This window comes from Acidisoma sp. (assembly GCF_035492295.1).
GTDB lineage: Bacteria > Pseudomonadota > Alphaproteobacteria > Acetobacterales > Acetobacteraceae > Acidisoma.
Genome location: NZ_DATJJK010000180.1, coordinates 1 through 15,014, shown reverse-complemented (window position 1 = coordinate 15,014; position 15,014 = coordinate 1). Strand labels below are relative to the sequence as shown.

The window sequence follows — 15,014 nt, the reverse complement described above, 5'->3', positions numbered from 1 at the left end:
TCGAAATGACTAGATCCCCAGTCATTATAACAATTGGCAAGCTTTCGCTCTCTGTGTCCTGATATCGCTTCAACATTTGGCGACAGGAGGCTTAGGTGCCCATGGCTTTCAATCTCGCTGCCCCGGCGCATGGGCGATCCAGTTGCGAGGTGTCACCTTGAAAGTCGCTCTGGTACATGAATGGTTTAATACCTGGGCGGGGTCGGAAAAAGTGCTTGAGGTCATACTCTCGCTTTTTCCCGACGCCGACATCTTCAGCCTAATTGATGTGCTGCCCGACGAGAATCGTGCTGTCATCAAGAAGGGCAGGGTCAAGACGACCTTTCTCCAGAAGATTCCGTTCGTCCGGCATTTTTATCGCGACATGCTGCCGCTCATGCCGCTCGCCATCGAGCAATTGGATCTCAGCAGCTACGACCTCATCATTTCCAATTCTCATGCGGTTGCCAAAGGGGTCATAACCGGACCCAATCAGCTCCACATCTGCTACTGCTACAGCCCAATGCGATACGCTTGGGACCTGCAGGAACAGTATTTGACGGAGTCCGGAATCGAGCGCGGCATTCGCAGCGCTTTCGCACGCTATTTTCTCCATAAGATCCGCATCTGGGATCAGCAAAGCGCCCAGCATGTCGACCATTTCATCGCCTGCTCACGCTATATCTCCAGGCGCATCTGGAAAGCGTATCGCCGTGAGTCGGACGTCATCTATCCGAATGTCGCAACCGACCAGTTTGTCATCGGTGATACGCGGGAGGATTTCTACTTCGCATCGTCGCGCATGGTTCCGTACAAGAAGATGCATCTGATCGTCGAAGCTTTTGCGAAGATGCCGAACCGGAGGCTGATCATGATCGGCACCGGGCCGCAATTCAAACGGATCCAGAAAATCGCCACGCCGAACGTCACTCTTCTCGGCTACCAACCCTTTCCCGTGCTCCTCAGCCATCTGCAAAGAGCGCGCGCCTTCATCTTCGCCGCCGAGGAAGATTTCGGTATCGCGCCGCTTGAGGCGCAGGCCTGCGGAACACCGGTCCTCGCCTTTGGCCGCGGCGGCGCGACCGAAACCATCATCAACGGCAAAACCGGCCTGCATTTCCACGAGCAGACCGCCGATTCCATCGTCGATATCGTCGAGCAATTCGAAGCCATGGACACCAAGTTTGATCCCCAGGTGATTCGCAGCAACGCGCTGCGCTTCTCCACCGAAGCCTTTAAAGCCGACTTCAGCCGATTCGTATGGTCCCGTTGGGACATGCATGTCACCGCCCTCGGGAAAGCCAATAGTGGACCCCGCCTTGTTAGTGAGAAAGTAGCATGAAAGGGATCGACGACATTCCCGGTTCGCCTGAGGCGCCGACGACGAGCACCGCGCTCATCACCGGCATTTCAGGTCAGGACGGCGCCTATTTGGCGCGCTTCCTGCTCGACAAAGGTTACACCGTCTTTGGAACCTATCGGCGAACCAGCACACCCAATTTCTGGCGCCTCGAGGAACTCGGGATCAGACACCATCCGAGGTTGAAATTACTCGTCCATGATCTGACCGACCCCGGATCTTGCATCCGGATACTCGAGGCCTCCAATGCAACGGAGGTTTATCACCTCGGTGCGCAGAGCTTCGTCGGTGCTTCTTTCGACCAGCCGGTGACGACTGCCGAAATCACCGGCCTCGGAACTGTCCATTTTCTCGAAGCGGTCCGAGCCGTCAATCGCAATATCCGGTTCTATCAAGCCTCCAGCGCCGAAATGTTCGGGCGGGTCCAGGCGGTTCCCCAGTCGGAGACCACGCCGTTCTATCCGCGAAGCCCCTACGCGGCCGCGAAGCTCTATGCCCATTGGATGGCGATCAACTACCGCGAGTCCTACGATATCTTCGCCAGTTGCGGCATATTGTTCAACCATGAGTCCCCGCTTCGCGGCCAGGATTTCGTGACACGGAAAATCACCGATTGCGTCGCCCAGATTGCACTCGGCAGTACGACGCCCTTGCGCCTGGGCAACCTCAATGCCGAGCGCGACTGGGGCTATGCGCCCGAATACGTGGCGGGCATGTGGTCCATGCTTCAGGCCGACGAGCCCCACACTCTGGTTTTTGCGACGAACAAAACCCATAGCGTGCGCAGCTTCGCCACCTGGGCGTTTCTCCTGATCGGTCGGGAAATTGAATGGTCTGGAGCCGGAGCAGCGGAAGTCGGCCGCTGCGCGCGCACCGGCGCCGTTCTCGTCGAAGTCGCGTCGGATTACTACCGCCCTGCTGAGGTCGATTCTCTCATCGGAGATCCGTCAAAGGCGCGGAAGACGATCAACTGGCAGCCCACGACGACCGCGCAGGAGCTGTGCAGGATCATGCTGAACGCGGATCTGGAACGCCATCGGCGCGCAGCGCGGCCGGCCGATCCGTCTTCAATTCTTGACCCGCTCATTGATCAGATTTCGCAGTTGGATCACGCGTCCATATCAGTGCCTGCATTATAGCCGAACGACCTGCTGTTAACTGAGGCGCTCCGGTTCCCGGGGTGCCACCCGGGCGCGTTGTCGCCTCCCTCGGGGGCGTGCGATCTCTCATGCAGATCGCACGCCCCACTCTGGCGTCGTCAATCCGCGACCGCCTGGAGCTCGATGACTTTGGGTCGCTTGGACCCAAAGTCATCGAGCTTTAAATGTTTGACGGAGACTAAGAATTAACGTCGGCAATTGCCGATCCCGTTGATTACGCGATCTAAATCCTGTGAGATTTATCTGCAGGTTTACGTGCACTGATGTAGATCCGCGCGAACCGGGCAGAAAATACCCAAGGGTTGATTATCTATTGTGATTATGCCGCGAAACCTTGTTTACAAGCTAAGATTTTACTATCGCATTAGTAGAGCGGACCACGAGTTCCCGGTAATCGTACAGTGAAACATCGATTGAACACTGTCCTGGCTCCACTGCATCACATGGCGCGCCAGTGATCGCGACTGCGCTGGAGGCAGCCACTCGTTGGAACGGTCGGACATCGCGCGAGCCAAAGCGCACTTTAATCTGGACAAGATGATGCCGGGACATATCCGCGTAGCCTGGATCGATCACTGCCAGTTGACCCGCGAGTGCATGACGATTGCCCTTTCGCACGCCGATTCGCCAATTTCGGCGACCCCTTTCGCGAGCTTCGGCGATTTGCTCGCTCAGTGCGCCGTTGCCGATGTTGATCTCATTGTCCTTCGCTCCAGCAGCCTGGATGATCACCTTCCGCAGCAGATCGCGTCTCTGCGCAAGGCGGGCTTCGCCCAGCCCATCGTTCTCGTGACGGAGGATGATGAAGCCGATCAGATGGCGGCCGTGAAACACTCCCTCAGTCTCGGTGCCAGCGGACATCTGTCGACACGGTCGACCAGCATCGAAATGGCTATAACCTCCTTCGCCTTTGCGTTTGAGGGCGGCACATTTGCGCCTCTCAACCTGCTGCTGGCCGAAGACCAGCCGGAGCGCCGAAAGCATACACCGCGCCCTTCCTCGCCGGGCGCCCGGGACGCTTACGGAGGGCGCGGCCGGCTCACCTTGCCGGCGTTGGGTCCGCAATCCGAGGCCGCGTCGGCGGAGCATCCTGTGAGGTCCCGGCGCAACGTGGAGGCCGGAACCACCCGAAAAGCCGGTTCACGCGGTGTCTCCGGCCCGCATAGCAAGCACGACAAATGATCCGCTAGCCTGCTGCCGCCCCATCTTCCGTTGTAGAGGCTCCGCACTGGCGACCGTAAAAGCCCTGGCCAAAAGGGCTAGGGCCTCGTGTCTCGCCCGCTTGTCGAGCTGCCCACAGGAATGAGCAAGCCTGTTCGCGGGGCGATGCTAGGCTAGGGCCTGGCACCAGAACTAAATTGAGTCTGCACGCGGACAGGATTGTTGATGCGGGATAGAACTTTCCCTCGCTCTAATGTTGCGACGAGCGCGCACGGCGATGCTGTGTCCGTGCCCATGCGCGATACGGCATCCAGCGCCGAGCCTGCTGCGGTGCCCTTCGGGCGTATTCTTCCCATCCTGCGACGGCGATTTTGGATAGTCGCCGTCGCGCTCCTGATCGGCATAGGTGGCGCGGTCCTCGCGGTCGGGCAGATGCCGAAGCTTTATACCGCTCAGACGACGCTCATCATCGAACCCCAGCGCACCCAGGTGAGCGACCTTCAGGCGATTTCGAATGAAGGCGAGGATATGGTGAGCCTCATGCGGACGCAGATCGATATCCTGAGTTCGCCCTCGCTGGCTCTGGGCGTCGTCCAAGCGCTCGATCTCACCCATAATGCGCAATTCATGCCCCGCGGACAGGGTATGAGCGGGACGGTCCGTCGCTGGCTGACGGACCATCACCTTCTCCATCCGCAGCCGAGCAAGCCCCTGACCCAGAGCGATAAGGAAGCGATCACCGCCGCGGTTCTGAGTGGAAAGGTCGGCTTTTCGAACCAGGTCCAATCCCGCCTGCTTGGCATCGTCGCCACAACCGTCAGCCCGACCCTGAGTGCCGCAATCGCCAACGAGTTTGCGAAACAGTTCCTGGCCTTCAAGGTACAGGAGAAATTCGCGGCGATGCAGCGTGCCCATGACTGGCTGCAGCATCAGGTGGCCTCCCTCGCCGACGAGGTACGGCGGAGGGACGATGCGGTGGAGGCCTATCGTCAGAGTCATGGCTTGGCCGAGGCATCGCCCGCGTCCTTTGACAATGCGGGAGGCCAACGGGAAGAGACCATCAACCGACAGCAGCTGAACGCGACCAGCGCCGCACTTGTGGATGTTTCCCGCGATCTCAGCCAGAAAGAGGGCGACCTCAAGGCGGCGCAAGCGGCTGTGACAGGGCACGTTTCGCCCGCCGATCTGCCGGCCGTGTTGTCCTCTCCCATGATCGCGGCGCTTTTGCAGCAATCGGCGGCAGCTTATGCCCATACGGCCGAGCTCGGCTCCTCGTTAGGCGCCGCCAATCCCGACCTGAAGTCAGCCAACGCCAGTGCCCGCGCCATCGCCGCGCGGACAAGGTCCCAAATAGCCTCGGTGATCCGTGGCCTGACAGTGCAAGTCCGGGCCACACGCGCGCAGAAGGCGTTACTGCAACAGCAGCTTGATCAGCTGCGCGACGCAGTCGGCAAAGAGAGTGCGGCGGAGCTTGGCCTCAACACGCTCGAGTCCCAGGCCCGAGCCACGCGCAGTCTTTATGAAAGCTTCCTGACCCGCGCCGCCCAGCTCGCCAATGTGGCCGGCATCCAGTCACCCGATGCCTCCCTCGTGTCACGCGCCGACCCCCCGCTCGGCCCCTCCTCGCCCAAGCGCGGGCGGATCTTTGTGCTCGCCACGGCGCTCTCGCTCGCAATAGGCGGCGGCGTCGCGGTCTTGCTCGAAAGGCTGCGCAGCGGGTTCAGCCGGCCGGAGGAGATCGAGGCGGTGCTCGGCATCCCCCTCCTGTGCATGCTGCCGGCCATCGCCCGCAAGCCGTCTGCCAAGGGTCTGCGCGGACCGAACGAGATCGCGATCACGGCCTCGCTCAACCGGCTACGCGCCCAGATGCGCCTTTTGGGCGAAGCCCGGCCACGCTTGCTGATGGTGACCTCCTCGCTGCCCAAGGAAGGCAAATCGGTCTTCGCGGCCCGACTTGCCCAGAACATGGCCGCGGCCGGTTGGCGGGTACTGCTGCTGGAATGCGACTTCTGCCGCCCCTCGCTGGGCCATCATCTCGATTTGAGCGGCGGGCCGGGGCTTTGCGAGATCCTCTCCGGCCGTACGCTCGGCGCCAGCGATAAGCTGATCCGGAAGCCGAGAGCCAATCTCGACATCATCCTGGCCGGCGATATTCACCGCGACAGCCAGGAAATGCTCGCCTCGCGGCGCCTGCGGGCGCTGCTCGCGGATGCGCGCGCTCGCTATGACGTCGTCATCATGGATACGCCGCCTGTACTGCCGGTCGCGGATGCGCTGGTGCTGGGGCAGCACGTCGACGCGACGCTCGCCGTGGTGCAATGGGAAAAAACCCCGCGGGAGGCGGTTGTGAACGCGATTCGCCAGCTGCAAAATGGCGGCATTCCCATTTTGGGAGCCATCATGACGCAAGTGGACCAGAAGAAGGCCGTTCTGGATGGCGGGCGAATTTCCTACACCTTCCGGCATTACGACGGCTATCACCCATCGAGCGCCTGAGCGCGCATCGAGGGAATCATCCAACTCCCGCGCCTTTCGGCTGATAAAAAGAGCGTCGAGCGGCACTCTCCGGTGGCAATTCCTGCCGGTGGGGGCCACTTAATGCTTAGCGATGCGCGTTGAAACAGCGTAATGACAATTCAGATGTCAATTTCTCACGCAACACTGGAACCGGGCGGTGGCCATGATGACCCTTCTCTCTTCCATCTTCTCCTCCTTCCGCACTGCGACGATCCGCTTGCCGGCCATGGGTTTGGCCGCCTCTCTGGCCTTGTCCGGCTGCGCTCCCGGCTCGGGCTTGCCGCCGCTGCCGCAAACCGCGTCCACCAGCTACACCTTGGGGCCAGGCGAAGAGGTGCGAGTCGTCATCTTCGGCCAAACCCAGCTGACAGGCCGCTTCACCGTCAGTGACCGCGGGACCATCTCCGTGCCGTTACTGGGGGACGTGCCTGCCGAGGGCAAGACAACCGGGCAGCTGGCGCAAACGATCGCGACCGAGCTCGAGCAGCGTAAGCTTCTCAACAGCCCGAGTGTGTCGGTCGAGGTATCGAAATACCGGCCGGTCTTCATCCTGGGTGAAGTGGTCAAGCCTGGCCAATATCCCTATGAGCCAGGCATGACGGCGCTGACCCTGGTGGCAATTGCCGGCGGCTTCACCTATCGCGCGCAGACCGGCTACGTTTCCATACTCCGCAAGGAGGATGGCCATGTCATCGAGGGCCGGGCGCCGCGCGGCGAGGAAATCGAGCCCGGAGATGTCGTGACCATCTTCGAACGCTATTTCTGAGGGCCGGGGGCCGCGCAAAGTCCGCGCCGGCCCCGGTTTTTCAAACCGCGGGCAGGCGCGCGTTACAGTGCCAGATGAAGGGTCAGCATCAGGAGGTTCTGGCGATAGGCGCCACTGAGCTGATCCGGCCCCGTGGTCGTCAGTGTCGTGGTGCCGGGAGAGTTCTGGTTGGTGTAATCATCGTCCAGGGACAGCCGCACACGGCGGTTGAGAAGCCAGGTCACGCCGGCGCCCAACGTCTCGTTCGTCTGCGTTCCGCCCTGCAGATAAGAGGCATATTGCAGGTCCACGCGCCCTTCCAGCAGCACATTGCGCATCAACTCGTAATCGCCGACGAGCCCAAGATCGTTCAGGACATAGCCGTTATTGCCCGAGGTATCCGCATCCTCGACCGTGCGTGTCAAATTCCCTGCGAAGGTCAGCACCGGCTTGGGTGTCCAGACCACCTGACCGGAGAGCACCGGGGCGGTAAAGGTCCCGTATTGTGATGCCGAGAAGACTCGGGTTTCGACGCCAACCAGCAAGGAATAGCGCCAGACGGCCTCGGGCTGATACTCGATCCCAGCCAGGACCATGCCGCTCACCGAGTTATTGCTCAGCTGGCCAGGGACCGGATTGACATAGTTCGTACTGGTCCCCCGCGTCACCAGAAGCAGCCCGGTGCCCCCGCTGAGCGCGTAACGCGTGACAATGCCAGCTGCCACGACATTGCGGTTGAACGCGGCCTGGCTTGTTTTGACACCGTTCACCGTGATATCGCCCAGGCGATACGCACTGAAGTCAACCGACGGTGTGATGGTGACACGGCCAAGGTTGAAGTCATAGGAAATGTCGCCGGTGTCGGTCGTGTTCTGGGAGGGCGCCTCGGATTGCGCCGTGCCGATTTCGGTGCCCAGCTGATTATAGGTCGAATGCGCGTAGTTGGCGCGAAGCTGCCCGCCCGCGATCGTGTATCCGCCGCCGATGCCGACATTCCAGTTGGTGTAATCCTCGGTCGGCATCGCAAAGTAGCTGTAATGATCGAAACCCAGGCTCGCCTGGAGGCTGTTGCGGCTCCAATCCGACGCACCGGTGACGGAACCTAAGGTCTCCGACCCCCAGCTGCCGGAATTGCTACCCCCCGTGCCGTTAACATTGGTGTTGTCGAATATCGACTGATTGAGCTGCGGGCGCACCGTAAAGCCGCCGAGTTGCACCCCTGGCTGATCGTATTCGGGCCGCGCACGGCTCAACACGGTGACCCCGAGATCCTGGTCATAGCCGTAGTTGCCGGTTGGAAAATAGGCCGCGGCGCTCGTCTGCGCGTCGGCGGGACTAGCCCATAAGGCCAGGGCGGTGCCCAGCAATGGAAGCACCCAGGCTCGGCGGCCCAAGGAACGGCTCTGGCGGGTCTCTGGCAAGAGAAGCTCTATCAAAGAATGATCCGTCGAAAGGCGGCGTTACAAGGAAGGCCAGGCGGGTTTCACTTCGTCTGAGGCGTGCACTTATTTCCGGCCTACCATAATGCCCTGTCGTGACAAATCCAGCGCGGATGGAGCTTCGAACACAAGTTTGTTGGTGGGACGCGATTTTCGACCGCTTTCTGGCTCCATGGGCCCTTGCTGCACCTGCACAGTCGCGGTGCGGCGCAGCAAACGGGCCCAGTCCTTCGGTGGAGCGGCAGACTGACCTGCCTCTCCCTCGAAGGGCGTACCGCGGCGCTTGGGGCGCAGCACGGTATCCTCCGATCCGGCGATGGCCGCACCACTTCGAGCCGGCCCAGCCGCGGCGGTCTCCACCACCCGGCCAGGATGCAAGAACGACCCTGAACCCGAGATTAGTTCCTTTATCAAAACAGGCATTTCTCGGCAACCTTGCTACCTCTTGTATTCGCCCAAACTGGCGACCTCTCAACCAGCACCCGGTCAAGTAATCATGATCCATTCGAAGCCGTGTGTCGCAGGGGGATTTCTTGTCGAGTTCGAACGAGCTTCCCGTCTCTCAAGCCATCACGACCGATGACATCGATGTTTCGTCGCGGAGCCAACCCAAGCTTCCGACCCTTACCTGCTCGTTGCTTTTTGTCGGCGCCGATCTTGCAGCCGCGACGCTGGCGCAGGCCCTCGTGATCGGGACCCAATTGGTCCTGTCCACGTATCGCGCGGCAACGCCACCGAATGTCACGGAAGATTTTTTTATCGTACCGATCGTTCTCGGCGCGCTGATTTTCTGTCTCGCCCTGCGTGGCCGCTATACGAGGCGCACACCCTTTTGGGCCGAAGCGAGCCAGCTCTTTCTGGCAAGCGGCTGGGCGATTGGTGCGCAATGTCTGGCGGCCTTCTTCAGCCATGACCTCGGCAACCAAATTCCCGGCGTGATCGCGGTGGCTCTCTTCCCTCTCCTCGCAACACTCGCCAACTCCCTTGCCAAGGGTCTGCTGGTGCAGGTGGGCGCCTGGCGTCTGCCGATCGTGCTGATCGGCGAGGGCAATGCCGCCTTGGCCGTCGAAGCCGCGCTCGCCTCGGATCCCGCCCTCGGTTATGCCGTCGTCGGTCGGGTCGATCCGCAGCGCATCCTTACGCTCTCGAACAGTGCCTTCCTCTGGGCCATTCTCAAGCGCCACCAAGCTGCCCAAATCCTTTTTGCGACCGATAACGACACGCTCCTCCAGCGGCAGCTGATCGACGCCGCCCTGCGCGACAAGGTGCCGTTCGCAATCGCTCCGGGTCCACACGTCATGCCCGCTCTCGCCTGGCAGACAACCCGCTTCTTCAGCCAAGACGTCGTCATGCTGAGCTTCCGGCACGGCACATCGTGCAGGCTCGCACAGGCGGTGAAAACGGCGATCGATGTGCTCGCCGCCATGGTGCTCCTGATCCTCTCAAGCCCGATCTTTCTCGTCGCTGCGCTGTTCAATCTCTTCTCGGACGGGCCGCTCTTCTTCGCGCATCCGCGCCTTGGCATTGGCGGCCGGATCTTCCCCTGCCTGAAGTTCCGCACCATGGTCGTCAATGGCGACCGCGTCCTCAACGAGGCGTTCGAGCGGAACCCTGCCCTGAAAGCGGAGTGGGACGCGACTCAAAAGCTGCGCGACGATCCGCGCGTCACGCCGTTCGGGCGGTTTCTGCGCAAGACCAGCCTCGACGAACTGCCGCAGCTCATCAATGTTATCCGCCGGCAGATGAGCTTGGTCGGGCCACGGCCGATCGTGCAGAACGAGGTGCGCTTCTATGGCGATGACATCGCTCGTTACTTCAACACCCGCCCGGGCGTGACGGGCCTGTGGCAGGTCAGTGGCCGGAGCAATACATCCTATGCCCGGCGTGTTCAGCTTGACGTATGGTATGTCAATAATTGGAGCGTATGGCTTGATATTGCCGTGCTGCTGAAAACCCTGCCCGCCGTTCTCGGGCGTAGGGGCGCCCATTGACCGACCATACATCGGTCTTCCCAGCACGGCCCGGCCGCGCTTCTCCGCGCTGAGCCCTGGCGTTCTCGCGCGTCGTTAATCGGCCGCAGCCGCAATGTCCTGCACGAAAGTCTGAATGCGGTCGCGGAAACGCTCCTGAGAGAAGCGCAACGCGTTCGCACGGCAGGTCTCGGGCACAATGTCGTTGGCCAAGGATTCAAAACGGGACAAAGCATCGGTGATCGACTCAGCCGATTGCTCCTCGAACAGCACGCCCGTGGGACATGTGCCCGGCGCCGTATCGATGATGTCAAGCGCACCCCCCTTGCTAAAAGCAATGACGGGCGTGCCGCAGGCCTGAGCCTCCACCATGGCGATACCGAAATCCTCCTCGGCCGCGAAAATCGCGGCGCGCGCGCTTTGCATAAACCGAACAAGCTCGAGATGGGGAACACGGCCGCGAAACTCGATATTGGGGGCACCGCCGGCGGCGGCGTGTACACGGGCCGCCTCTGGCCCCTCCCCCACCACGACAAGCCTGCGGCTCCCGTCAGCCGCAAAGGCCCGGACGACAAGGTCCGCGCGTTTGTAGGGCACGAAGCGGCCTGCCAGAAGGTAGAAATCCTCCCGAGCGCCGCCAATGGTGAAGTCCGTCACATCCACAGGCGGATGGATGACGAATGCCTCGCGGGCGTAAGCCTTTTTTATGCGACGCGCGATATAGCTGGAATTCGCGATGAAATGGTCGACATGCTGGGCACTCGCATAGTCCCATTGCCGCATCCTGTTGAAGAGCCAGCGCACGTAGAGCGCCTTGGGGGACCAGCCGAGTTGCGCCTGCCGCAAATACTGATGCTGCAGATCCCAGATATAGCGCATCGGCGAATGGACGTAGCTGATATGGACCTGATCCGGCCCGGTCACCACGCCCTTGGCCACCGCATGATTGCTTGAAATGACGATGTCGTAGGAACTGACATCGAACTGCTCAACCGCGATTGGCATGAGTCCAAGGAAATGTCTGAAGAATCTCCGGGCGCCCGGCAGCTTCTGCACGAAACTCGTCGTCACCTTGCGGCCCTTCAGGAAGGCACGCTCATGCGGCGGCATGAAATCGACGATGGCAAAAAGGTCGGCATCCGGAAAGCAGATCAGCAGTTGCTCCAGAACGCGCTCGGACCCGGCATAGACCTGCAGCCATTCATGGACGATTGCGATCCGCGGCGCCCGCCGCCGGGAGGCTGTCGCGGACGAACGGTTCTGCACATCCGGGGCTACAATCGCCCATACGTCATCCGGCTTACTGAGGATAGAGCTGCTCAATCGTCGAAATCCTCGTGAATTGCACGTCGATGGGATGTTTTTTTGTTTTCTTTGAGCCGCGACAGCCAAGACCGGTACCCGGCCCTGATCGAGGGGACAATGCCCCGCGTGAACTGCTCCAGCGCTGCGCGCGGTTTCCGGTTCACCCGTCGTGGTCTCCAGCAAGAATCGGTGTGACGCCGAACAGGCCAAGGCCCGTTCCTGGGCTCACACCGACGCTCGATCCAGCGCGCGTCGCCCGCTGGCTAGGCTTACGGCGCGGCTAGACCGTTGCCACTACGGCTGAGAAATACGGCCTGGGTGCGGTTCGTCGCTCCCAGCTTGTGCATAATATTGCGAATATGCACTTTTGCCGTCGATTCACTCATGCCGAGTTCGAAGGCAATAATCTTGTTGGGCTTGCCTTCTTTCAACTTGCTGAATACCTCCTGCTGCCGCTTCGTCAGTGGGTCCGCAATGTCCACGCGCGAATAGGTCGCCGTCGCTGCCGGGTGGTGCTCCAGGAAGAGTTCAGGCGGCACGAAAGCGCCCCCATTAAGGATGAACATGATCGCGGATTGCAAGGTTGCAGCCGCCGTATGCGATGTTGAAATGAAGCCGTTCACGCCGCCACGCAGGGCATCCCGGAAAAAGGACGAAAGCTTGGCCGCACTCTCATCCGTGATGACGAGAAGCCGAAACTGGGCGTCCTTGATCCTGCCAAGGAGCGACCGAACCTGCGCCTCGCAGCCCTCATGAATGTAGAGGACGACAATGTCGACCGAGACCGCCTCGAGCGCAAAGACCTCCTCGATGGTAGCGAAGGAAGACACCTCGATCCGGCTGTCGAAATTCGCCTTTAGAGTTAGAGCGATACAGTCGCGCGAGAGTTTCCGATCATCGACCAATGCAACACTCAAGGTCTGGTGTATATATTCGAATGGTACATCGATATTGACCAATTGGCTTGCACTAACCGCCAAGCCTCTAGGTAATCCGGCTTCCTGATTCATTTGGGTTCCATTCAGTCAGCTGCTTGTCAGTCAAGGATTGACGCAGTTGGCCATGCATGTCTGCTGATCGCATAAATTTAAACGGGGCAAAAGCCCCATTTAGGGCGATGCAAAGTTTGTAGGTTCATCCGATAGGTTTAGGAAAGCAGCGTAGGACACCGAGAATATTCGGCCAACATTCAGAACCGGTTTTAATTTCCGCTTTTAAGGTATTGAAAATTAAAGGGTGTAAGCCGGAAGGCGCTCGTCAAATTCACTAGTTTTTTCGGCTTCCAGGATAGTCTCGCAAGATCACCAATTCGTGAGTAAAGCTCCCGCTGGCCAAACAAGATTTATGCATGGTTCCACAAAAGAGCAAAGGCAGTCTCTCTCACCTGCCTCCACTCGAGCTTACCCAAATGGAGCTGATTAAAAGACACTTTGCTCCATGCTGGCTCATTGACTTTAGCCGCCGCGGCCGCGCCAGCCTTCAATCGCGACGTTTCAATTCTACATAGAATCGAAGCTGTAGTTAAGCAGATAATTCCTGGGTGACTAACGGACCAAGCCGATGCGCGGTCGTCCGTTCGCAGGGGGACCGTGGCTCTTCAGTCTCACTGGTGGTTCCACGCTATTCGGCCAGGATCCTGAAGAAATCCCGCGGCATCGCGCTTTTGTCGCGACATTTGCTTTTCCTGCCTTCAGAAAATTCGGCTTCTGATATAGTAGTATCCCAAATTCGACGAGAAGGCTGGAGCTTACCCGCTTCTCTGTCGGTGGGTCTCCGGTCGTCAAGAACCGAAGCCGAATCGGTATCCTTAAAGCGCTGATCGGGAAACTTCTGCATCACCCTTTCTCGAAACTTGGGCCAGACTGAATGGCCGACCGGGACAATGCAGCCTCCGGCACCGGGGCCAATAGCCGCCTCAATTAGGAGACGATGAACCGCGCGGGCGGGTTCCATAGAGTTCGGTCACAGACCGCTTCATCGCGCCTGGAAGCGGCGATTTTCCCGTGAGTGCGGGGGACGGGTGGTGGTTCAGAACTCTGTCAGCAACCTCGGTCGATGGTCAGATGGGTTAGTCGTACCAGGGGTCTTGTGGCCGACACCGCCCGCGAGAGTTCGCAGCGGCGAAATGCGGTGGGCGGAAGCTCCCTGATAGCGGATATTTGATCCTTCGCGAGATATACCACCAATACTCTTGCCCTCTTTACTGGAGCGGTTGGATATGAAGCGTCCAGGTGTAATTCTGTATATTGCGGGGTTTGTCGACTCCCAAATCATTTGCTGATTTGAATTGTCGCGATCACCGGCCTGCTGACGTCTGGCTGCGGCCATGGCAAGCACGGCCATGGACCGCGCCGGTGCCTTCACCCGCCCAGCGGGAGGATCCGCAGAATGGGCGCATCGCTCGCCAGCATGTCACCGGCCTGCGCCCGAATCTCTGTCACCCGACCGGCGACCGGGCTCTTCAGCACCATCTCCATTTTCATCGCTTCGATCACGACAAGCGGCGCCTCGGCTGGGACCGCGTCCCCATCCGCCACCAGAAGTCGGGCGAGCACCCCCGGCATGGGCGCGCGCAAAAGGCTGCCTTCCAGGACACGCACGCCCTGCGGCATCAGCCGCGAGAGTTCCAGCGTACGTGGCGCCCAGACCTGCGCCGTCGTGACCGTGCCGCCGTGGCGCAGCGCCTGCCCGTCGCCCGCGCGGCCGATCTGCAGGCTCATGGCCTGACCGTCCACCGCCCCCGTCCAGACCGGATCAGGCGCCTGCCAACCGCTCTCGACCACCAGCCGCGCGCCGTCAGCGAACATAACGGCGACCGCACCGTCCGCCGTGCCCCGTGTCTCCACCGGCCAGTCCTGCCCTCCCAGCACCACCACGCGCGCAGCATCCGCTGCCCCCGCGCGGCCGGGGCGGGCCTGCCGCGCCGCCGCCCGGCGATGCGCATTGGCCGCGACGATGGCGACGAGGCGCGGGGCGAGCGCCGCATCTGGCGGTACTTCCTCCGCCGCCTCCCCGAATTCCTCGACGATCAGCCCGGTGGAAAGCCGACCCTCCTGCCAGCGCGGCAGCGCCATGAGCTGCGAGAGGAAGGACAGATTGTGGCGGACACCGCCGATCGCAAAGCGGTCCAGCGCTTCGGCCTGAGCGGCGATGGCCTCGCTTCGCGTCGGCGCGTGGGTGATGAGCTTGGCGATCATCGGATCGTAATGGATGGGCACGGAGCCGCCTTCGACGAGCCCGGTATCGACACGCACCGTCACGCCCTGGGCAATGGTCTCGGCGGGCGGGCGGAAAATGTCGATCCGGCCGGAGGACGGTAGGAACCCCCGCGCGGGGTCTTCGGCATAGATGCGCGCCTCCACCGCCCAGCCCGAGAGG

Annotated in this window: 10 protein-coding genes; 6 read left to right on the top strand and 4 right to left on the bottom strand. The window is 60.8% G+C overall.

Annotation, left to right across the window (positions count from 1 at the left end; translation table 11 throughout):
* Positions 1–157 precede the first annotated feature (157 nt).
* The 5 genes from VL752_RS13250 (at position 158) to VL752_RS13230 (ending at position 6,943) form a co-directional block, all read left to right on the top strand.
* Entirely contained in the window at positions 158–1,321 is a 1,164-nt protein-coding gene (locus VL752_RS13250; protein ID WP_325355981.1) for a glycosyltransferase family 4 protein, read from the top strand.
* On the top strand, positions 1,318–2,478 hold the full coding sequence (gene gmd, locus VL752_RS13245; RefSeq protein WP_325355979.1) for a GDP-mannose 4,6-dehydratase: 1,161 nt from the start codon (positions 1,318–1,320) through the stop codon (positions 2,476–2,478). Before VL752_RS13250 ends, gmd begins: the two co-directional genes overlap by 4 nt.
* Positions 2,479–2,985: 507 nt before the next feature.
* Entirely contained in the window at positions 2,986–3,681 is a 696-nt protein-coding gene (locus VL752_RS13240; RefSeq protein ID WP_325355977.1) for a hypothetical protein, read from the top strand.
* A 261-nt stretch (positions 3,682–3,942) separates the two neighbouring features.
* Positions 3,943–6,156, top strand: coding sequence for a GumC family protein (locus tag VL752_RS13235; RefSeq protein WP_325355975.1), 2,214 nt, complete (start codon positions 3,943–3,945; stop codon positions 6,154–6,156).
* Between the two features lie 184 nt (positions 6,157–6,340).
* Positions 6,341–6,943, top strand: coding sequence for a polysaccharide biosynthesis/export family protein (locus VL752_RS13230; RefSeq protein WP_325355973.1), 603 nt, complete (start codon positions 6,341–6,343; stop codon positions 6,941–6,943).
* A gap of 62 nt (positions 6,944–7,005) precedes the next feature.
* Here VL752_RS13230 and VL752_RS13225 read toward each other — a convergent pair whose 3' ends face one another.
* Complete coding sequence (locus tag VL752_RS13225; RefSeq protein WP_325355971.1) at positions 7,006–8,289, bottom strand: outer membrane beta-barrel protein; 1,284 nt, start codon at positions 8,287–8,289, stop codon at positions 7,006–7,008.
* A 605-nt stretch (positions 8,290–8,894) separates the two neighbouring features.
* On the opposite strand from VL752_RS13225, the gene VL752_RS13220 reads away from it, so the two are divergent.
* Positions 8,895–10,352: an exopolysaccharide biosynthesis polyprenyl glycosylphosphotransferase gene (locus tag VL752_RS13220; protein ID WP_325355969.1), complete on the top strand. Its 1,458-nt coding sequence runs from the start codon at positions 8,895–8,897 to the stop codon at positions 10,350–10,352.
* A gap of 75 nt (positions 10,353–10,427) precedes the next feature.
* On the opposite strand, the gene VL752_RS13215 is transcribed toward VL752_RS13220, so the two are convergent.
* The 3 genes from VL752_RS13215 to VL752_RS13205 all read right to left on the bottom strand — a co-directional run.
* On the bottom strand, positions 10,428–11,654 hold the full coding sequence (locus VL752_RS13215) for a glycosyltransferase (protein WP_325355966.1): 1,227 nt from the start codon (positions 11,652–11,654) through the stop codon (positions 10,428–10,430).
* A gap of 251 nt (positions 11,655–11,905) precedes the next feature.
* The gene (locus tag VL752_RS13210) at positions 11,906–12,646 is read right to left on the bottom strand and encodes a response regulator transcription factor (RefSeq protein ID WP_325355964.1); all 741 of its coding nucleotides are present in this window, start codon (positions 12,644–12,646) and stop codon (positions 11,906–11,908) included.
* A gap of 1,350 nt (positions 12,647–13,996) precedes the next feature.
* Positions 13,997–15,014, bottom strand: a 1,018-nt coding sequence (locus VL752_RS13205) for a biotin/lipoyl-containing protein (protein ID WP_325355962.1), incomplete at its 5' end; no start/stop codon positions are given.

Coding starts and splice junctions, on each gene's coding strand:
- VL752_RS13230 (WP_325355973.1), top strand. CDS start 6,341: ATGATGACCCTTCTCTCTTCCATCTTCTCCTCCTTCCGCACTGCGACG.
- gmd (WP_325355979.1), top strand. CDS start 1,318: ATGAAAGGGATCGACGACATTCCCGGTTCGCCTGAGGCGCCGACGACG.
- VL752_RS13210 (WP_325355964.1), bottom strand. CDS start 12,646: ATGAATCAGGAAGCCGGATTACCTAGAGGCTTGGCGGTTAGTGCAAGC.